The sequence below is a fragment of the Terrabacter sp. P2_E3 genome (assembly GCF_056403915.1).
On record NZ_JBFUEN010000020.1, the window covers coordinates 1 to 18,698 of the forward strand.

General features: G+C 72.7%; 16 protein-coding genes and 2 pseudogenes. 7 read left to right on the plus strand and 11 right to left on the minus strand.

Translation table 11 applies throughout. From position 1 onward, the window contains the following. Both AC1DW8_RS20380 and AC1DW8_RS20385 read left to right on the plus strand, forming a co-directional pair. Nucleotides 1-162, plus strand: a pseudogene (locus AC1DW8_RS20380) (IS1595 family transposase); the annotation flags it as partial. A gap of 87 nt (nt 163-249) precedes the next feature. After that, nucleotides 250-1,296: pseudogene (locus tag AC1DW8_RS20385) on the plus strand (DUF222 domain-containing protein); the annotation flags it as partial. 506 nt (nt 1,297-1,802) lie between these two features. Here AC1DW8_RS20385 and AC1DW8_RS20390 read toward each other — a convergent pair. Then, nucleotides 1,803-2,363, minus strand: coding sequence for a helix-turn-helix transcriptional regulator (locus tag AC1DW8_RS20390; protein ID WP_478095722.1), 561 nt, complete (start codon nt 2,361-2,363; stop codon nt 1,803-1,805). Between the two features lie 398 nt (nt 2,364-2,761). Here AC1DW8_RS20390 and AC1DW8_RS20395 point away from each other — a divergent pair, with 398 nt between their 5' ends. Next, nucleotides 2,762-3,796 carry a DUF3800 domain-containing protein gene (locus tag AC1DW8_RS20395; protein ID WP_478095678.1) on the plus strand — a complete coding sequence of 345 codons (1,035 nt, stop codon included), beginning with the start codon at nt 2,762-2,764 and terminating at the stop codon, nt 3,794-3,796. Here the strand turns inward: AC1DW8_RS20395 and AC1DW8_RS20400 are convergent. From AC1DW8_RS20400 to AC1DW8_RS20410, 3 genes are read right to left on the minus strand one after another with little or no spacing between them, the layout of a single operon-like run. Then, nucleotides 3,793-5,244, minus strand: a complete 1,452-nt coding sequence (locus AC1DW8_RS20400; RefSeq protein ID WP_478095679.1) for a carboxyl transferase domain-containing protein — start codon at nt 5,242-5,244, stop codon at nt 3,793-3,795. The genes AC1DW8_RS20395 and AC1DW8_RS20400 overlap by 4 nt on opposite strands. Further along, a complete protein-coding gene (locus tag AC1DW8_RS20405) occupies nt 5,244-6,419 on the minus strand; it encodes a CaiB/BaiF CoA transferase family protein (RefSeq protein ID WP_056827438.1) in 1,176 nt (391 codons plus the stop codon). The genes AC1DW8_RS20400 and AC1DW8_RS20405 overlap by 1 nt, the downstream gene beginning before the upstream one ends. 4 nt (nt 6,420-6,423) lie before the next feature. Beyond that, the gene (locus AC1DW8_RS20410; protein ID WP_056775570.1) at nt 6,424-7,764 is read right to left on the minus strand and encodes an SLC13 family permease; all 1,341 of its coding nucleotides are present in this window, start codon (nt 7,762-7,764) and stop codon (nt 6,424-6,426) included. Nucleotides 7,765-7,883: 119 nt separating this feature from the next. Between AC1DW8_RS20410 and AC1DW8_RS20415 the strand changes: the two genes are divergently transcribed. Next, nucleotides 7,884-8,582, plus strand: a complete 699-nt coding sequence (locus tag AC1DW8_RS20415) for a FadR/GntR family transcriptional regulator (protein ID WP_478095680.1) — start codon at nt 7,884-7,886, stop codon at nt 8,580-8,582. Beyond that, a complete protein-coding gene (locus AC1DW8_RS20420) occupies nt 8,579-9,340 on the plus strand; it encodes a sulfite exporter TauE/SafE family protein (protein ID WP_056827442.1) in 762 nt (253 codons plus the stop codon). Before AC1DW8_RS20415 ends, AC1DW8_RS20420 begins: the two co-directional genes overlap by 4 nt. A gap of 99 nt (nt 9,341-9,439) precedes the next feature. On the opposite strand, the gene AC1DW8_RS20425 is transcribed toward AC1DW8_RS20420, so the two are convergent. From AC1DW8_RS20425 to AC1DW8_RS20445, 5 genes are all read right to left on the minus strand, one after another. After that, nucleotides 9,440-9,955: a gamma carbonic anhydrase family protein gene (locus tag AC1DW8_RS20425; RefSeq protein WP_056775580.1), complete on the minus strand. Its 516-nt coding sequence runs from the start codon at nt 9,953-9,955 to the stop codon at nt 9,440-9,442. Nucleotide 9,956: 1 nt separating this feature from the next. Next, nucleotides 9,957-11,513, minus strand: a complete 1,557-nt coding sequence (locus AC1DW8_RS20430; protein ID WP_056775584.1) for a peptide MFS transporter — start codon at nt 11,511-11,513, stop codon at nt 9,957-9,959. A 78-nt stretch (nt 11,514-11,591) separates the two neighbouring features. Continuing rightward, nucleotides 11,592-13,262, minus strand: a complete 1,671-nt coding sequence (gene bluB, locus AC1DW8_RS20435) for a 5,6-dimethylbenzimidazole synthase (RefSeq protein WP_478095681.1) — start codon at nt 13,260-13,262, stop codon at nt 11,592-11,594. 22 nt (nt 13,263-13,284) lie between these two features. Continuing rightward, nucleotides 13,285-14,124: an SDR family NAD(P)-dependent oxidoreductase gene (locus tag AC1DW8_RS20440; RefSeq protein WP_478095682.1), complete on the minus strand. Its 840-nt coding sequence runs from the start codon at nt 14,122-14,124 to the stop codon at nt 13,285-13,287. Nucleotides 14,125-14,158: 34 nt separating this feature from the next. After that, nucleotides 14,159-14,671 (minus strand): MarR family winged helix-turn-helix transcriptional regulator, encoded by a 513-nt coding sequence (locus AC1DW8_RS20445; RefSeq protein ID WP_020142038.1) that lies wholly within the window; start codon nt 14,669-14,671, stop codon nt 14,159-14,161. Nucleotides 14,672-14,804: 133 nt separating this feature from the next. On the opposite strand from AC1DW8_RS20445, the gene AC1DW8_RS20450 reads away from it, so the two are divergent. Next, the gene (locus AC1DW8_RS20450) at nt 14,805-16,091 is read left to right on the plus strand and encodes an MFS transporter (RefSeq protein ID WP_478095683.1); all 1,287 of its coding nucleotides are present in this window, start codon (nt 14,805-14,807) and stop codon (nt 16,089-16,091) included. A 19-nt stretch (nt 16,092-16,110) separates the two neighbouring features. On the opposite strand, the gene AC1DW8_RS20455 is transcribed toward AC1DW8_RS20450, so the two are convergent. Further along, complete coding sequence (locus tag AC1DW8_RS20455; RefSeq protein ID WP_478095684.1) at nt 16,111-16,872, minus strand: DUF5995 family protein; 762 nt, start codon at nt 16,870-16,872, stop codon at nt 16,111-16,113. A 117-nt stretch (nt 16,873-16,989) separates the two neighbouring features. On the opposite strand from AC1DW8_RS20455, the gene AC1DW8_RS20460 reads away from it, so the two are divergent. Further along, nucleotides 16,990-17,337, plus strand: a complete 348-nt coding sequence (locus tag AC1DW8_RS20460) for a hypothetical protein (RefSeq protein ID WP_478095685.1) — start codon at nt 16,990-16,992, stop codon at nt 17,335-17,337. 76 nt (nt 17,338-17,413) lie between these two features. Here AC1DW8_RS20460 and AC1DW8_RS20465 read toward each other — a convergent pair whose 3' ends face one another. Then, the gene (locus AC1DW8_RS20465; protein ID WP_478095723.1) at nt 17,414-18,559 is read right to left on the minus strand and encodes an aminotransferase class I/II-fold pyridoxal phosphate-dependent enzyme; all 1,146 of its coding nucleotides are present in this window, start codon (nt 18,557-18,559) and stop codon (nt 17,414-17,416) included. Between the last annotated feature and the right edge of the window lie 139 nt (nt 18,560-18,698).

Consider the following 18,698-nt stretch of genomic DNA (forward strand, 5'->3'; position numbering starts at 1 on the left):
CTGCTCAAGCGCTGGCTGATCGGCACCCTGCACTTCCGCGTCGAGGAGGCACACCTGCCCTACTACCTCGACGAGTACACCTTCCGGTTCAACCGCCGCAACGCGAAGTCACGAGGACTGCTCTTCTATCGGCTGCTCGAGCAAGCCGTCGACACCGACCCGCACCCGCTCAAGGGCCTGCTCAAGCCAGAAACCGGCATACCGGACTTCACCYAAGCAGATATGCAGAACACCAGTACGATCAAGGGTATGGAGCAGAGCCGGAGCACGCAGCAGATCGAGCAGGACTGGGACCACGTCGCGTCCCTGGCCGCCGACCTGCACGAYGCGCACGCCCGGCTCGTCGACTTCGTCGTCGCGGTCCTGGCCGACGGGTCCTGGCAGGCCGCGGGGCTGCGGTCGCCGGAGCACTGGCTGATGCTCCGCGCGGGACTCTCGCGGGGCCAGGCGGGTGCGATGGTGCTGCTCGCCCGACGGGCGCAGGAGCTGCCCGCCACCGTCGCCGCGTTGCGGGAGGGGCGGATCAGCCTGGACCAGGCGGCGGTCGTGGCCCGGCACACCCCGGCCGCGTTCGACACCACGGTCGCGGAGTTCGCCCAGCACGCGACGGTGACCCAGCTGCAGCGCACCGTCACCCGCTACGACTTCACCCTCCAACCCGACAGCGTCGACGACCGCGGCCGAGGCCTCCCCGGAGAGATGCTGCCCGGTGAGATGCCGGCCGGTGACGAGAGCGGTGACGAGAGCGGCGGGGAGGGCGGCGACCGGGGGTACCGGAAGCGGATGCCGGTCGAGCCGGCACACCTGAGCATGGGCCTCGACGCCGACGGGCGGTTCCGGCTGCGCTACGACGCCCCGGCCGAGGTCGGCGCCCTCGTCGAAGCCGCACTCGCCGAGGCCAAGGACCACCTCTTCCACACCGTCACCCCCGAGAGCGCCCGCGACGCTGACGGCGGTGTGAGCGACGAGCAGAAGCAGGCCTTCAACGGGGACGTGCTGCATCCCGACCAGTACTGCACCGACGGCGGCCGGCCCCGCGTCACGTGGGCCGACGCCCTGCTCGTGCTCGCCACCCGCTCCCTCGACGCCGCCACCACGGCACGCTCGGACGGACCTGGCGACTCCGGTGGTTCGCGCGGGGCGGCCCGGCGGGCTCGCTACCGGGTGCAGGTCCACCTCGACACCGACGGTGGCTGGCTCACCGGCCGCCCCCGCCTGCCCCAGACGATCGTCGACGGCCTGACCTGTGACGGACAGCTCACCCCGGTCTGGGAGACCGACGGGCACCCCGTCAACGTCGGCCGCGCCCACCGCGTCGTCCCCCACCGCACCCGCGTCCTGGTCCTCGACCGCGACCGCGGCTGCCGCTTCCCCGGCTGCGCCTCCACCCACCACCTCGAGATCCACCACCTCCGACACTGGCGCGACGGCGGCCCCACCGACACCAGCAACCTCCTGGCCCTGTGCACCTTCCACCACGACGGACACCACCGCGGCGAGTTCACCCTCACCGGCGACCCCACCCACCCCGACGGCCTCACCTTCCACACCGACACCGGCCTGCTCATCGGCCCACCCCAGAAACCACCCCGACAACCTCCCATCCTCGCCCTGGCGCCCGATGTGGCGCCCGACCCGGACGCTGAAACCACGCCGACCACAGCGCTGCCCCGGGCGCACCACATCGACGCAGACCCCCAGCCCGACTCGGCCGGCGCTACCCGGCCCCGACTGGCGGCCACCTGCACCTGCACCTCGTCGACTTCACCCCGACCTGAGGCCCTCCAGCGCGTGCCGCTCGACTACTCCGCCTCCGGTCGGAGCCGGGCCGCGTCGAGACGATGGCTCCCACCCGCGAGCAGGTGCGCCGTCTCGGCTCGGGACACCGCACCGAGCGTGTGCATGAGCACCGAGACGTCGGCGGCGACGGTCCGCAGCGACACAGCGAGATCGCGGGCGATGGCCGAGTCCTTGGCCCCGAGGACGAGCCTCCGGGCGACCTCGCACTGGCGGGCGGTGAAGGGCGGCTTCTGGCCCGCGGGCACACCGGGGTGCGACAGCTGCCAGGTCAGGTCCCAGATGCCTCGGACGAGCGTCAGCACATCGGCGCGGGTCGTGAGCCACGCCGTCGGATAGCCCTCTTCGCTGTGCGGCCCACCGACGACGGCGACCGCCTCGTCGACGAGGATGAACTGTGAGCGGGCCGGGCCGAAGCGGACGTGCGGGATCTCCGAGGTGAGCAGGGGGTAGAGGTTCAGGCTGCGTTCGGTCGTGATGCACCGCATGTCGACGCCTCGGCGTCGGGTGTGGTCGTCGAGCAGCGTCATCTCGTTCGCGGGGTCGTAGCTGAGGATCGGGTGCATCGTCCAGACGCTGCGCTGAGCGGTGGGCTCGAGGGCCGTGAGCCCCTTGTCGATCTGGTCGATGCCCACGCCGAGCCGGCGGAAACCAGGCGTCGGTCGACCGGCGAGCAGCCCGACGACGTGGTCGCTCACGAGCCGGGTGAGATCGGCAGCCGCCGCGTAGAGGTCGAGCCCGGCGCCTGCGGTCAGGTGCCGCTCCCTGTCGCCGCGCACCGGCACCTCCTGGTCTCTCTTGGTCTTCTCCGGGCCTCTCCCGGCTTCTCCGGTCCCGGCGAGGTGTCACGCCCGCCCACGGACCCGTCGGTCGGACGGGCCCTCCAACCGTAAGGGAGCCGAGCCGGGGCCCGTCCGTGGGCACCGCTTCTATTCACTGGTGCACCCGCCCCTTCCGGACGAGCATGGGCCGCGTGGCCGGCGCATCGAGACCTCCCCTGCAGGGCGGCCTGCCGCCCGCACGCGATCTCGCCGGCGCCGTCGTCGAGATCGCCTGCGACGAGTCGGGCTTCTCGGGCAGCAACCTGCTCGACCCCGCGACGCCGGTGTTCACGCACGCCAGCACCGACCTCAGCCGCACCGAGGCGACCGAGCTCGTCGAGGCGCTCAGGAGCGACTCACGCTGGTCCCTCGACGAGCTCAAGTCCGGACAGCTGCTCCGGGGCCGCCACGCGGACGAGGGCCTGGTGTGGCTGCTGTCGCGCCTCGAGGGCCGTGCCCACGTCGAGGTCGTCGACAAGGAGTACTTCCTCGCGACCCGCGTCGTCGACCTCTTCCTCTCGGAGCCGTCGTGGGCGGCCGGCACCCGCCTGACGGCGCACCAGCGACCCGCCGCCATCGCGCTCCACCGGTGCGGCCGGTCTCGCGCACCGGAGTGGCTGGCCTTCCTCGCGGCCTTCGTCGACCTCGTCCGCACCAAGCGCCGACACCACGTCGACCGCAGGGTGCTCGAGACCTTCTTCCAGGCCAGGGACGCGCTCGCGCCCGGGGTGGACCCCGAGGCCCGGGCCGTTCTCGCGGCGTTGACCCGGACCAGGGTGCGTGGCGTCGTGACGCGGCTCGTCCACGACGACCGCACGATCCCGCCGCCGCTCGAGCCCCTGCTGACAGCCCTCGCCGACACCGTCCTCACGTGGAGCGACGGTCGACGGCAGGTGCTCGTGGTCCACGACGAGCAGAGCGCCCTGACCGCCGACCGGCTCCGGCGCCTCCAGCAGGCCCTGTCGGACGGCACCGACGACGGCACCGACGACGGCGGCCACGGCGGCGGCCACGGCGGCGTGTCACCGCTCGCCGGGCTCGTCACGGTCGACTCCCGCGACGACGCGCGGGTCCAGGTGGCCGACCTGCTGGCCGGCGTCGCCCGGCGGTGGCCCGACCTGGGCGTCGACAGCCCCCTTCGCCCGTTCCTCTCCCCGACCTCGCTCCGGGTGCCCTAGCCGGCGAGGACGTGGGCCTCGCCATGGGTCTGGCGACGCAGCGCGGCCGCGCACTCGGCGACGACCGCGAGCGCCAGGGAGGCGGCCGTGTCGTCGGCAGGCTCGGGCACGATGCTGCTGACGATCCCCCGCGCGGCGAGATCGAGGACGCCCACCTGCTGGAGCTCGGCCATCTCGGCGGCGTGCGACACGTCGCCGTGGACGATGGCGCTCGCGCCCTCGGGCGGGAGTGGCGAGAGCCAGGCGTGCTCGGCGGCGATGACCTCGCGGGCCGGCAGCAGCGCGAGTGCCCCTCCCCCGCACCCCTGCCCGAGGACGACCGACACCGTCGGCACGGTCATCGTCGTCAGGGTCGCGATGCACCGGGCGATCTCGCCCGCGATCGCGCCCTCCTCGGCGTGCGCCGACAGCTCGGCGCCAGGGGTGTCGATGACGGTGACGAGCGGCATACCCAGCTCTTCGGCGAGGCGCATGGCGCGCCGGGCCTCACGCAGCGCGCCCGGCCCCATCGGCGACGTCGGCGACTGCCGCGCCCGGTCCTGTCCGACGAGGACGCAGGGCTGTCCGTCGAGGCGCGTCAGCGCGACGAGCATCGTGGAGTCCCGCTCGCCCTCGTCGGTGCCCCGCAGCCGCAGGGTGCCGGTCGCGCCGTAGCGCAGCAGCTCACGAACACCGGCGCGGTCCGGACGGCGAGTGACCTCGATGGACTCCCAGGCGGACAGGTGCCGGCTCGGCTCGCCGGCACGGTGGTCGAGACGCGGCAGGGTCGGGCCGTCGACGAGGACGCCCAGGGCCCGGTCGACGAGCATCGGCAGGTCCTCGGCGGCCACGACCGCGTCGAGCACCCCCTTGGCGGCGAGGTTCTCGGCGGTCTGCACGCCGGCCGGGAAAGGCACACCGTTGAGCGCCTCGTAGACCTTCGGCCCGAGGAAGCCGACGAGCGCTCCGGGCTCGGCGACGGTCACGTGCCCGAGGGACCCCCACGACGCGTACACCCCTCCGGTCGTCGGGTGCCGCAGGTGTACGAGGTAGGGCAGCCGGGCGGCGCAGTGCGCCATGAGCGCCCGCGAGATCTCGACCATCTCGATGAACGCCGGGGTCCCCTCCTGCATGCGGGTGCCACCGGAGGCCGTCGAGGCGAGCACGGGCAGACCCTCGGCGGTCGCGCGCCGCACGGCGGCGGTGATCCGCTGGGCCGCGGCCCGACCGATCGAGCCGGCGAGGAAGCGGAACTCGTTGACGACGACGGCCACGGGCCGGCCGCGGACGAGGCCGCGCCCGGTGAGCACGGACTCGTCGGTCCCGGCCCTGGCCGCCGCCGCCTCGAGCTGGCGGCGGTAGTCCTCGGGCTGGCCGCTGATGTCGATCGGCTCGTCCCACGACTCGAAGGAGCCGGAGTCGAGCACGAGGTCGAGCAGCTCGTGCGCGGTCCACGGTCGGCGCGCCATCACTCCTCCTTGAGCCAGGCGCGGATGGCCGCACCGTCCTCGTCGAGAGTCGGTGGTGCGTCATGGTCGCGGCGCGTCACCTCGGTGCCGTCACCGTCGAAGAACCGCAGTGGCGGACCCGGCAGGGTCAGCGGCCCGAGGGTCGGGTGCTCGACCTCGACGAGCAGGCCCTGGCTCGCGGTCTGGTCCCACGCATACACCTCGTCGAGGCTGCGCACCTTGCCGGCGGGCACGCCGACCTCGGCGAGCCGGGCGAGCAGGGGCTCGGCGTCCCAGTCGGCGAAGGCCGCCTCGACGACCTCGATGACCCGCTCGCGCTCGGCGACGCGCTCGGCGTTCGTCGCGAGTCCCTCGGCGGCCGGGTCGAGGCCGAACGCCGCGCAGAGCCGCTGCCAGAGGCCCTCGCTGCCGACGGCGATCTGGACGAAGCCGTCGCGGCAGTGGAAGAGGCCGTACGGGCTGATCGACGGGTGGTGGTTCCCGGCCGATCGGCCGACCTCTCCGGCCACGGTCCAGCGCGTGCCCTGGAACGCGTGCACGCCGACGACCGCTGCGAGCAGGGAGGTGCGCACGACGGAGCCCGTGCCGGTGCGGTGCCGCTCGTTGAGGGCCGCGACGACGCCGTAGGCCCCGTACATCCCGGAGAGCAGGTCGGCGATCGGCACGCCGACGCGCTGCGGGTCGTCGGGCCCGGAGCCGGTCAGCGACATGACGCCGGCCTCGCCCTGGGCGATCTGGTCGTAGCCGGCGCGGCCGCCCTCGGGCCCGTCGTGGCCGAAACCGGTGATCGACAGCACGACGAGCCGCGGGTTGCGCTCCATGAGCGAGTCGATGCCGAGGCCGAGCCGCTCGAGCACACCGGTGCGGAAGTTCTCGACGAGCACGTCGGCCCGGTCGACGAGCGCGAGCAGCACGTCGCGGTCCGCCTCGTCCTTGAGGTCGAGGGTGATCGACTCCTTGTTGCGGTTGGCCGACAGGAAGTACGTCGACTCGCGCGCGCCCTCCTCGCCGACGAAGGGCGGGCCCCAGCCGCGGGTGTCGTCCCCGCGGCCGGGGGCCTCGACCTTGATGACGCGCGCGCCCTGGTCGGCCAGCATCATCGTCGCGTGCGGTCCGGCGAGGGCACGCGAGAGGTCGACGACGACGATGTCGGAGAGGGGTCCATGAGCGGTCATTCGGTCACCATCCGGGGAGGATCAGGGCGGCCCACACGAGCAACGGGCCGGCGACGACCACGATGACGCTGTAGGTGAGGATCTGCTTGTAGTACACCGGTTCGCTGATGCTGTCGGGCCGGTTGGCCAGCATCAGGGCGCCGTTCGTCGAGAACGGGCTCACGTCGACGATCGTCGAGCTGATCGCGAGCGCGGCGACGAACGCCGCAGCGCCGATGCCGCCGTTGGCGATGAGCGGCACGGCGATCGGGATGATGACGGGCAGCAGGGCCGTCGACGACGCGAACGCCGAGACGACGCCACCGACGTAGCAGAGCACGAGCGCCCCGATGACGGCGGCGCCGAGGCCTGCAGCCCAGTTGCCGACGAACTCGGGCGCCTTCGCCTCGGTCAGCACGGCGGCATACGTGCTCACGCCCGCGACGAGGAGGACGGTCGGCCACGCGACCTGCTTGATGGCGTCCTTGTGCTGCGTCGGCGCGAACATCGCGAGGATGACGGCGGCCGTGATCGAGACGAAGCCGATGTTCTTGTCGAAGGCCAGCGCGATGAGGGCCACGAGCGTGAAGGCGACGAGCGTCAGCACCTGGTCGCGCTTGACGCCGAGCGCCTGGGTGCGGGTCGCGGTCATCGTGCCGGTACCGCGCGTGGCGACGCCGACGCCGCCGCGGTGGAGGTCCTCGGAGATCGAGTCGCCGCCCATCGGGCCGTCGACGTCGTCGAGGTCGTCGGCGCGCTGGTTCATGAGGCGCCGGCCACCGAGGACGAGGAAGAGGATGACGGCCATGAGGACGTTGACCGCCAGGCTCGCGAGGAAGACGGTCATCTCGCTCGACGGGAGGCCGTTGTCCTTCATGACGGAGTTCGTGATCGTGCCGTAGATGCTGATCGGCGAGAAGCCGCCGCCCTGGGCGCCGTGCACGACGAACATGCCCATGAGGAGCGGGTTGATCTTGTAGCGCCCGGCGAAGCCGAGGGCGATCGGGCCGATGATGGCGCAGGCCGCAGGGCTCGCAGCGCCGATGGCGGTGAGCAGCGCCGTCACGAAGAACATCACCCACGGGATGAGCGCCACGCGCCCGCCGACCGCCTTGACCGCGGATCTGACGATGAGGTCGACGGTGCCGTTGTTCTTGGCGATGGCGAAGAGGTACGTGACCCCGATCAGGGTGAGGATGAGGTCACCGCTGACGCCGCCGAGGATCTCCTTCTCGCTGAGGCCGAGCGAGTAGACCCCGACGAGCCAGGCCGCCACGTAGGCGAGGGCTCCCATGTTGATCGGCAGCAGCGTGCCGATCACGAAGAGTGCGACGAGCGCGATGATCGAGACCCATTCCGGTCCCATGCGTGTCCTCCGTCGGTCGCGGCCAGCGCGCCTGGTTCCACGCCCTTGTGACGAGGCTCATGGCTGGCTCAGTGGCCTAGCCAATAGGTCAATGGGCCGACTGTCAATAGAGTGACCCCATGTCGACATCGGGCATGTCCCGCCTCACGCGCACCCGGCTCTACGAGCAGGTGGCCGAGCAGATCACCGCGTGGATCGACTCGAACGGTCTCACGACGGGCGACCGGCTGCCTCCCGAGCGCGAGCTCGCCCAGCGCCTCGGCGTCAGCCGCGCCACACTCAGCCAGGCCCTTGTCGCGCTCGAGGTCATCGGTGTCGTCACGGTCCGGCACGGCGACGGCACGGTCCTGTCGGACGCCTCCGGACCGCGGCGGATCGTCGAGGCCATCCGCGCGCACGCCCACCGGCTGCCCGAGATCATCGACACGCGTGACGCCCTCGAGACGAAGATCGCCGCCCTCGCCGCAGCCAGACGCACCGCCGACGACCTCGCCCGCATCGACGAGGCCATCGAGGAGATGGCCCGCGACGTCGAGGCCGGCGGGCGCGGGGTCGAGGGCGACGAGCGCTTCCACGGCGCCGTCACCGCGGCCGCCCACTCGCTGCTGCTCGCCCGGCTCATGGACGAGATCCGCGACCTCGTGCGCGAGACCCGCGTCGAGTCGCTGAGCCAGCCCGGCCGCCCTGCCGACTCGCTCGTCGGGCACCGCGCCATCGCCGACGCCATCCGCTCCGGCGACCCGGAGGCGGCCGCCGCGGCGATGCACGCCCACGTCGTCATGGTCAGTGACGTGGCGGTGCTGCGAGACGGGTCGTGACGCCCCTCGAGATGCTCGCCGTCCTCGGCGCAGGTCTCGGCGCCGGCATCCTCACCACGACCGTCGGGGTGGCCTCGCTGCTCAGCTTCCCCGTCCTGCTCGCCGTCGGGCTGCCACCCGTCGTGGCCAACGCGTCCAACACCGTCGGCCTCGTGCCCGCGGGCGTCAGCGGGTCGTTCGGCTACCGGGCCGAGCTGCGCGAGCACCCGCGCATCACGTGGACCGTCGTCGTCACGTGCGCGCTGGGTGCCGTCGGCGGCGCGGTGCTGCTGCTGGCCCTGCCGTCCAGCGTCTTCGAGGCCGTCGCGCCGTGGCTCATCCTCTTCACCTGCCTGCTCGTCGGCGTGCAGCCGTGGGTCGCCCGCTGGCTCCGGTCGCGCGGCGGCAAGGACGTCGGGCCACGCACCCGGATGGGGCCGGTGACGACCTTCTTCGCCCTGCTGACCGGCGTCTACGGCGGCTACTTCGGGGCGGGCTCCGGCGTCATGATGGTCGCCGTCCTCGGGCTCGGGCTCGACATCGACCTGCGGGTCGTCAACGCCCTCAAGACCCTCGCGATCTTCGCCGGCAACGTCGTCGCCGGGCTCATCTTCATCGCCGTCGCCGACCTCGACTGGCAGGCCATCGGGCTGCTCGCGGCCGGCTCGGTCGTCGGCGGCTACGTCGGCGCCCGCGTCGGACGCCGCCTGCCGCCGACCCTCTTCCGGGTGCTCGTCGTCGTCGCAGGCGTCGTCGCCGCGGTCCTGCTCCTCCGCTGAACCGCCGTTCGAGGTGATGCCGGCACCGACATCGCTCGCGACATCACCTCCGTCCAGCGGAGGGTATGCCGGGTGGCCCGCCGCCGCGCGTGCGCGCGCTCAGGCGCTGGTGGCGTCGCGGTGGCGGCGGGCGAGCTCGACGTAGACCTCGGCGTTGGCGCGGATGCGCGCGAGCCCCGGCTCGTCGATCTCGCGGCGGATCTTCCCCGGCACGCCGGCGACGAGCGACCGGGGCGGGATGACGGCACCCTCGGGCACGACGGCGCCCGCGGCGATGAGGCTGCCCGCGCCGATGCGTGCTCCGTTGAGCACGATGGCACCCATCCCGACGAGGCAGTCGTCCTCGACGGTGCAGCCGTGGAGGATGGCACGGTGGCCGACCGACACGCCGGCGCCGATGCTCGTCGGGTGTCCGGCATCGGTGTGCACGACGACACCGTCCTGCAGGTTGCTGCCCTCGCCGAGCACGATCGGGTCGAAGTCCGCACGGAGCACGGCGGTGTACCAGACGCTCGAGCCCGCGCGGAGGTCGACGGCCCCGACGAGGTCGGCGCTCGGCGCCACCCAGGCGGTCTCGTGGACCACCGGGGTGACGCCGGCGAGGCTGACGATCACGTCAGTGCACCGAGACGCTGTCGGCGCGGTCGCTGCTGGCGACGCGGTCGGTGGCGTGCAGCTCGGCCGTCGACATCTTGCGACGGATCCACGGCACGAGCGCCAGGAGCACGCCGGCGACGACGAGGGTGATGACGCCGTTGACGAGGTAGTACACCGCGTCGCTGAGGCCGCCCATCGCCTGGATGAGCTGCGCGGCGATGGCCTGGCCCGCAGCGCTGCCGAGGAACCACAGCGCCATGGCCTGGCTCGCGAAGGCGCGCGGCGCGAGACGGGTCGTGGCCGAGAGTCCCACCGGCGAGAGGCACAGCTCGGCGACGGTCTGCATGACGAAGACGCCGCCGAGGATGTAGACGGGCGCCGTGTTGTCCTGGAACGTCGCGAAGGCCCACGACATGGCGAGGGCCGAGAGGCCGATGATCGTGACACCGAGGACGAACTTCATCGGCGTCGAGGGCGAGCGTCCGGCGCGCTTGGTCCAGATCCAGCCGAAGACCGGCGCGAGCAGGACGATGGCGAGTGGGTTGATCGACTGGAACCACTCGGGGTTGATGGTGATGCCCGCCGTCTCCTTGACGGTGTTCTCGGCGGCGAAGATCGCCATCTTGCCGGCGGCCTGCTCGAAGATCATCCAGAAGAGCATCGCGCCGATCCACAGCGGGAGGTAGGCGGCGAGGTGCGACTTCTCCTCGCGCTCGACCTTGGGGCTGCGGAACATCATCGTGAAGTACGCGATGGGCGTCAGCACGGCGACGATCGAGATCGCGTCGATGACCTGGTCGAGGACGGTGTCGCGCCACAGGCCGGCGAGCACGACGATGACCGCGAAGGCGACGACGGCGCCGACGGCGAGGGCCGACACGCGGCCGCGCTCCTCGGGCGAGAGCGGGTTGGGCACGTCGTCGACAGCGGGGCCGAGGGCCTTGCGACCGAGGACGAACCACACGATGGCGATGGCCATGCCGACGGCCGCGGCCGAGAAGCCGGCGTGGTAGCCGTAGTGCTCACGCAGCCACCCGACGACGAGCGGCGAGAAGAACGAGCCGATGTTGATCGACATGTAGAAGATCGAGAAGCCGCCGTCGCGACGTGCGTCCTCGGGCTTGTAGAGCGTGCCCACCATGGCGGAGACGTTGGGCTTGAGCAGACCGGTGCCGAGGGCCACGAGCGCGATGCCGAGCCAGGCGGTCGCCGCGGCCGGGACGGCGAGGCAGACGTGGCCGGCCATGATGACGACCGCGCCGTAGAGCGTCGAGCGGCGGGCGCCGAAGAGCCGGTCGGCGGTGAAGCCGCCGATGATCGACAGGAGGTAGACGGACGCGCCGTAGATCGCGACGACGGCGGTGCCGGTGGTCTCGTCGATGCCGAGGCCGCCGTTGGCCACGGTGTCGATGAGGAAGTAGAGCAGGATGGCGCGCATCCCGTAGTAGGAGAAGCGCTCCCACAGCTCGACGAAGAAGAGGGTCGACAGTCCCTTGGGGTGCCCGAGGAAGGCCCGGTCGTCGGCGCTGGCGCCCGAGTCGGGAGTCGGTGGTCGGTCCTGGGTCTGTGTGGTCATGCGAGTCTCCCAGCCCCTCGTGGGGGCAGTTCGATGGTTGGACAACCACACAAAACTAGAGGGGTCCCGCCGTCGGACTCAAACCGTGGAGGTGCGCGCGACGCCCGTCCGCAGCGCCAGCGCGTCCTTGACGAGGCCGGTCGCGAGGGCCGCACCGACGCCCTCGCCCGCACGGATCCGCAGGTCGAGGAGGGGCTCGAGACCCAGCTCGCGGAGCACGAGGGCGTGGGCCTTCTCACGTGACCGCTGGCCGGCGACGAGGTGCGCCGCGACCGCCGGCTCGAGGCGCACGGCGGCGAGCGCACACACCGACGTGGCGAGGCCGTCGAGCACCACGACCCCTCCGGACTCGGCCACCCCGAGCACGATCCCGGTGAGGACGGCGAGCTCTCCCCCGCCGAGGCGACGGACGGCCTCGTCGGGGCCGACGCGCCCGACCCGGGCGAGCGCCTGCGTCACGACGTCGCGCTTGCGGTCGAGCATCGCGGCGTCGGCGGACGACCCGCGGCCGACGACGTCGTCGGCCGGCACGTCGAGCAGGGCTGCGGCGAGGGCGGCCGCCACGGTCGTGTTGCCGACACCGACCTCGCCGAGCGCCACGGGTCCGGCGCCCGCCAGCGCGCGACCGCGGTCGCGACCGAGGGCGAGCAGGGCGGCATACGCCACCTCATCGAGTGCGTCGGAGGTGACGAGATCGCCTCTGCTGCAACCGATCCCGGCGTCGATGAACTCGACGTCGAGGCCCGCAGCGCGAGCCGCGACAGCCCCCATCGACGTGCCCTCACGGGTCGCGCGAGCGACGTCGGCAGTGACCGTCGGGTCGAAGGCGGAGATGCCGTATGCCGTCACGGCATGGTCGGCGGCCGCGACGACGAGGGTGCCCCGACCGTCCACGGCCGCGAGCGCGGTGACGCGGTCGAGGACGGTGTCGAGGACCCCGAGCGAGCCCGGCACCGTGAGGAGGTCGTCGGAGCGGTCGCGGGCGGCGACGACGTCGGCCGGCTCCGGCGCACGCAGGTGGGAGGGCGGGGCGTCGCGCTCGGTCCAGCGCTCGCGCATGACGACCTGCTCGAGCGGGAGGCGCCTGCTCCAGCCGGCCCGCTCGAGGCCGGGCTCGGGCGGCCGCTCGTCGGGCCAGCCGAGGCAGAGCCAACCGAGGGTCTCGACGCCGTCGGGCAGGCCGAGCAGGTCGGCGAGCTCGGCCGGCTCGAAGAGGGTGACCCAGCCGAGACCGAGGCCGTGGGCCCGGGCCGTCAGCCAGATGTTCTCGATGGCCGCCGCGCACGACCAGAGGTCGGCGTCCGGGAAGGTGGCCCGACCGAGCACCCCGGCGGCCGGGGTGCGGCGGTCGCACGCGACGACGACGCCGACGGGCGCCTCCCGGATGCCCTCGAGGCGCAGGTCGAGCAGGCCGCGCGCCGACTCCTCCGTCATCCCGGCGGCCTGGCGCAGGCGGCTCCGGTCGGCCATGAGGGCGGCGGTGTCACGGATCGCGGCCTCGGTGACGACGACGAAGCGCCACGGCTGGCTGTGCCCGACCGACGGACCGCGGTGACCGGCCGTGAGCACCGCGGTGAGCACGTCGTCGGGCACGGGGTCGGGTCGGAAGCGGCGGATGTCGCGGCGAGCGCCGACGACCCGCTCGAGCGAGGCGAGGTCGTCGCGCAGCGCCCACGCGTCGGGCGCCTGGGCCCGCTCGGCGGCCGACGACGGGTCACCGATCGTCGGGACGGGCCTGCGGTAGCTCACGGGGCCGACTCTAACGAGGAGCTCACTCGATCCAGGACCGGGTCACGCCGAGCACGCGGCTGCCGTCCGTGTCGGCGAGCGACATGCCGACGAAGGCGGTCGCGCCCTCCGAGGTCTGCCAGCGGAAGCGGTGCTCGGCCGACGTCGCGGCGTCGGCGATGGCGACCGCGGCGTCCCGGGAGGACTGCGCGTTGGCGAAGGCGCCCGCGGACCGCGCGAGGTACGCGTCGAGCTGGGCGGCATACGGGTCGGCTGGATCGCCCCCGGGACGGGCCACGTTGCCGACGAAGTCGCTCGCGACGGCCGCGGGCTCGATGACCGAGACGTGCACGCCGTGGGCGAGCATGACGACGGCGAGCGACTGCATGAAGCCCTCGACGGCGAACTTGGCGCCGCAGTAGGCGTCGGCGAACGGCTGCCCGACGGCGCCGCCGACGCTCGTCACGGTGAGCACGGTGCCGGACCCGGCCGAGCGCATGTGGGGCAGGACGAGCTTGGTCAGGGCGACGGGCCCGAGGTAGTTGACCTCGAGCTGGTCGCGGATCTCGTCGAGGCTCAGCTGCTCGGCGGTGGCGACGGCGCCCCGGCCGGCGTTGTTGACGAGGACGTCGAGGCGGCCGTGGTCGGCGAGCACCCCGTCGACGCAGTGCCGAGCGGCCTCGTGGTCGGTGACGTCGAGGGCTCGCACGTCGAGCTCGACGCCGGCCTCGGTCGCGGCATCGGTCAGCGCCGCGGACCGGCTCGTGTCGCGCATCGTCGCGACGACGGTGAGGCCGCGGCGGGCCAGCTCGACGGCGGTGTGCAGGCCCATGCCCGAGGAGGTTCCGGTGACGAGGGCGACCGGCTGCCCGTTGGCGTTCATGCGGGCGACGCTACGCCCGCGACGCCGGCCCGGGCTACGCGTCGATGTCGTCGAGCCCCGCGATGACGATCTCGAGGAGCCGGGCCAGCTCGTGCCGCTCCGAGTCGGACAGCCCGCGCAGGGTGTCGCTCTCGACGACGTTGGACTCGCGGACCGCGGCGCTGAACAGGGCCCACCCGTCCTTCGTCAGGGAGACGAGGGTGCGGGTGCGGTTGGACTCGTCGGGGCGGCGCTGGAGCAGGCCGCGGCCGGCCATCTTGTCGAGGCGGTGCGTCATCGACGAGGGGGCGACGTTGGAGAGGTCGGCGAGCTGGCTCGGGGTGAGGCACGTGTCGCCCGCGCGGGCCAGGGAGGCGAGCACCGACCACTCGCCCTGGGTCAGGTCGAGGTCGGCGAACTGCCGGACGTACCACTGGTCGAGCTTCTTCGTCACGGAGAACACCGCGGTGATGACCCGCTGCACGGACTCCTCACCGCCGGCGGCCACGTAGGTCGCGACGTCCGCGGCGTGCTCCTGCTGGGCGGTCTGTCGTCGCTTCGCTGCCATGGAAAGGCATTGTCGCACCCGGGTGGGCTGGTGCTACTCTTTCGACGTCGAACTTCGATGACGAAATATTCGATACCGAAGCTGCGTTGACTCCCGAAGTCCGCCTCCCCGTCCCCGAAAGGGTGTGAAACCCATGCGCACCAAGCTGCTCATCCTCGCGTCGTCCATCGGCATGCTCGGATGGGGCACCGTGCTGCCCTACCAGTACGCGTATGCGGCCAACACCCGCGGCTGGGGCGCCCTCGCCGCCGCCCTGGCCAGCACGCTCTTCTCGGTCGGCGCGCTCGTCGCCGCACCCTTCGCCGGGCGCCTCAGCGACCGCTACAACCCGGTCACCGTCGCCGTCGTGGCCAAGCTGCTCGCCGCCGTCGGCGTCGGCAGCCTCGTCTGGGCCGGGTCGGCGCCGGCCTTCCTCGTCGGCATGTTCGTCTTCGGCTTCGGCCTGACCGCAGCCGGCCCCGCCGCGTCGGTGCTCGTGCTGCGCTGGGCCGGGAGCGACGACCGTCGCAAGGTCTTCGCCTACAAGTTCACGGCCGAGGCCATCGGCATGGCCCTCGGCGCCTTCGTCGCCGGCCAGTTCGTCGACCTCTCGCGCGCCGACGGCATGACGTTCGCGTTCATCGCGGCGGGTGCGGGCTTCGCGATCTCGGCCGTCCTCATCCACGTCGCCGGCATCGGCGCCCCCAGCGACGTGGCCCCCGACCTCGCCGCCGGCGAGGCGGAGACGCAGCTCGGCACGATGGAGGCCCTGCGCCGCATCTTCGCCGTGCCGGCCCTGCGCTGGACCGCGGTCGTCGCGGTGGCCCTGGCCCTCGGCTTCTACGCGCAGTTCGAGTCCGGCCTGCCGGCATACGCCCTCACCGTCCTCGACGTCGACGAGTCCGCCATCGGTCTCGCGGCCGCCGTCAACTGCGTCGTCATCGTGGCCCTGCAGGTCGTCGTCGTGCGGGTCACCGCGCGCCGCAACGCGGCCAGCCTGCTCATGGTCGTCGGCGCCATCTGGACCCTGTCGTGGGTCGTCCTCTCGGTCGCACAGCTCACGCCGGAGGTGGCCTCGGCCCTCTTCGTCACGACGTTCGGCATCTTCGCCGTCGGCGAGACGATGTACGCACCCGTGCTCAACCCGCTCACCGCGAGCCTCGCTCCCCGCGGGCTCGTCGGCACGACGCTGGGCACGTTCACGGCGATCCAGACGACCTTCTCGGCCGTCGGGCCGCTCGTCGCCGGCGCCCTGCTCGGGATGGGGCTCGCCAACGGCTTCCTCGGTCTGCACCTCGTCATCAGCCTCGTCGCCGTCTACGGCGCGTGGCGCCTGCGCGCCGCGCTCCGGGACCGCCGCGTCGAGGAGCGTCGGGTGGCCGCCCACCGAGCAGTCGCCGAGCCGTCGCTCGAACCGGCCGCAGCGCCCGTCGCCGCCTGACCTCTCCGGCCTCGCTCCCTCAGGGGGCGAGGTCGGAGACCGGCGTCAGCAGGTAGCGCCCCGCCATACCCACGGTGCGCGACAGGGTGGCGAGGAAGTCGGTGCGCAACGGCTCGACGCCCTCGAGCGACCACAGCACGCGGGCGTTCGTCCACGCGGCGTCGCGGGCGCGCGCGATGCTCCAGCCGCTGACGAGGTTGGCGACCGGGCCGGCGTACTGCTCGTCGACGGTGAGCGCGATGCCGTCGAGGAACGATCGGCGCACGTCCTCCTGGACGGCGGCGAGCAGGTCGTTGACCCGGTGGTAGTCGTCCTCGACCCCGGGGCTGTCCGGCGACAGGCCCAGCTGGCGGCACGTCGTGACGACGGCCAGCGGCAGGTCGTGGTTGATGTGGGCGTTCATCCCGGCGAGCGCGAACTGGATCGGGACCCGGCCGGGCTCGAGCCGAGCGCTGAAGAGCGGCGCCCACGAGTGGTCGGGAGTGCCCGCGCCGACCGCCTCGAGGTAGAGCCCGGCGAAGACGAGGTCGAGCCGCGTCACGAAGGCCGGGTTGCCGAACCACCCCTCGACGAGCCGGTCACGGACGAGCTCGGTGACGCGGAGGTACATCCGGTTGAAGGCCGCGACACCGTTGCTCCCGGGCAGCGCGCGGTCGATCTCGTGCATCCGCTCGACGAGCGCGTCGACCGTCGCCGGCTGGCCGGGCGCCGGCGGCTCGGGCCGCGGCTGGCCCCCGATCCGCGAGCGGACCCACGCCACCGCGCCGGAGAACCACCCCATGGGCCGACGCTAGCGGCTCAGCGCGTCCCGGGTGGGCAAGACGCGGGACCAAGGCCTCTGACGCCCGCGCTCCGGGTGAGCCACGCTGGAAGGAGACGAGGAAAGGAGGTGAGGACGATGTCACAGCTCCTTGAGAAGGAACGTGTGGGGACCGAACGTCTCCCGAGGTTGTTCCGCAACCGCACGTTGGACTACACGCTCTTGACCCTGGGTCTTCTGGTTGCAGCCTTCGGCGCGTATGCATACTTCGTGCCGGCCGGCTGGATCCTGGCGGGCCTGAGCGAGGCCTGGTACCTCGGCAGCTGGATCGCCGGCGGCGTGCTGCTCACGGCAGGCTTCGGCCTGTTGGGTGCGAGTGTCCGCGACCGGTCCGGCTACTGGACCGCAGGCGCCGTGATGAGCTTCGTGCTCGGCACGCTGAGCCTGGCCGGAGCGATCATCGCTGCGGTAGTGCTCATCCTCTGACCACCCGGAAGGGGTGAGGCCAGATCGAAGCCCCCAAGAGGTTGGGGGCTTCGACGCGACCGGCGACGCATTCGGGTCAGCGGGCGTTGAACGCCTCGATCCGCTCGATCGCCTCGCTGACCGCGGTCGCTCCGGCGGCGAAGCTGAGGCGCACCGAGTGGCCGCCCGCCCGGTCGTCGAAGTCGCCGCCCGGCGTGATCGCGACGCCGACCTCCTCGAGCAGGGCGCTGGCGTATGCCGCCGAGCCGCCCCACCGGCCCCGTTGCGGCCCGAGGTCGGCCCAGTAGTAGAACGCGCCGTCCGGCGGCGCTGACTCACCCCAGCCGAGGCGGGACGCGTTGTCCAGCAAGAGCTTTCGCGTCCGCGCGAACTCGGCGACCGCGTCGTCGCACTCGCGGTAGGACTCCTCCGCGAAGGCCGAGACGGCGGCATACTGCGCCGGTGCGGGTGGGCACAGCGCGACGTTGCCGGCCAGCGCGTCGACGGGGCGCACGAGGTCGGCGGGGAGCAGCATCCAGCCCAGACGCCAGCCCGTCATCCCCCAGTACTTGCTGAAGGAGGAGATGACGAGGGACGTGTCGTCGGTCTCCCAGGCGCAGACACCGCGGGGGTCGGCGGCGCCGGGGTCCGGATAGGTGACGCCGTGGTAGATCTCGTCGCTGACGAGGCGCACGCCGTGGGCCGCGCACCAGTGGGTGATCGCCGCGAGCTCGGCGCGGTCGACCATCGTGCCGGTCGGGTTGGCGGGCGAAGCGACGATGAGCCCCGCGAGCTCCCCGTCGGCCTGCGCGGCGTCGAGCAGCTCGGGCGTCGGCTGGTAGCGGGTCTCGGGGCCGCAGTCGATCAGGGCGACCTCGCACCCGAGCGAGGTGAGGATGTTGCGGTAGGCAGGGTAGCCGGGCCGCGCGAGCGCGACACGGTCCCCCGCCTCGAAGGCTGCGAGGAAGGCGAGCACGAAGCCGCCCGACGAGCCCGTCGTGATCGCGACGCGGGCGGGGTCGACGTCGAGGCCGTACCACCGGCCGTAGTGCGCGGCGATCTCGGAGCGCAGCTCTCGGATGCCGAGCGCCGAGGTGTAGGTCAGGGCGCGGCCCGAGCCGTGGATGCGCGCGGCGGCCTCCGAGACGAGGCTCGGCGCACCTCCCGACGGCTCACCGGCGCAGAGGGACACGACGTCGCGCCCCTCGGCCCGGAGCACGGCCACCCGGTCGAGCACGTCCATGACCTCGAACGGGGGCACCTGCGAGCGCCGGGAGGGCCGGAGCGGTCGGGTCGGGCGGCTGGCGCGGCTCGGGTCGAGGGTCACCCGGCCAGTCTGCCCGAAGCCTCGACACCCGAAACACGCCGTTCACGTGACGTGA

Bases quoted from the DNA above. Each gene is read 5' to 3' on its own strand.
- AC1DW8_RS20390 (WP_478095722.1), bottom strand. From the start codon at position 2,363: ATGCACCCGATCCTCAGCTACGACCCCGCGAACGAGATGACGCTGCTC.
- AC1DW8_RS20395 (WP_478095678.1), top strand. From the start codon at position 2,762: ATGGGCCGCGTGGCCGGCGCATCGAGACCTCCCCTGCAGGGCGGCCTG.
- AC1DW8_RS20400 (WP_478095679.1), bottom strand. From the start codon at position 5,244: ATGGCGCGCCGACCGTGGACCGCGCACGAGCTGCTCGACCTCGTGCTC.
- AC1DW8_RS20405 (WP_056827438.1), bottom strand. From the start codon at position 6,419: ATGACCGCTCATGGACCCCTCTCCGACATCGTCGTCGTCGACCTCTCG.
- AC1DW8_RS20410 (WP_056775570.1), bottom strand. From the start codon at position 7,764: ATGGGACCGGAATGGGTCTCGATCATCGCGCTCGTCGCACTCTTCGTG.
- AC1DW8_RS20415 (WP_478095680.1), top strand. From the start codon at position 7,884: ATGTCGACATCGGGCATGTCCCGCCTCACGCGCACCCGGCTCTACGAG.
- AC1DW8_RS20430 (WP_056775584.1), bottom strand. From the start codon at position 11,513: ATGACCACACAGACCCAGGACCGACCACCGACTCCCGACTCGGGCGCC.
- AC1DW8_RS20440 (WP_478095682.1), bottom strand. From the start codon at position 14,124: ATGAACGCCAACGGGCAGCCGGTCGCCCTCGTCACCGGAACCTCCTCG.
- AC1DW8_RS20445 (WP_020142038.1), bottom strand. From the start codon at position 14,671: ATGGCAGCGAAGCGACGACAGACCGCCCAGCAGGAGCACGCCGCGGAC.
- AC1DW8_RS20450 (WP_478095683.1), top strand. From the start codon at position 14,805: ATGCGCACCAAGCTGCTCATCCTCGCGTCGTCCATCGGCATGCTCGGA.
- AC1DW8_RS20455 (WP_478095684.1), bottom strand. From the start codon at position 16,872: ATGGGGTGGTTCTCCGGCGCGGTGGCGTGGGTCCGCTCGCGGATCGGG.
- AC1DW8_RS20460 (WP_478095685.1), top strand. From the start codon at position 16,990: ATGTCACAGCTCCTTGAGAAGGAACGTGTGGGGACCGAACGTCTCCCG.
- AC1DW8_RS20465 (WP_478095723.1), bottom strand. From the start codon at position 18,559: ATGGACGTGCTCGACCGGGTGGCCGTGCTCCGGGCCGAGGGGCGCGAC.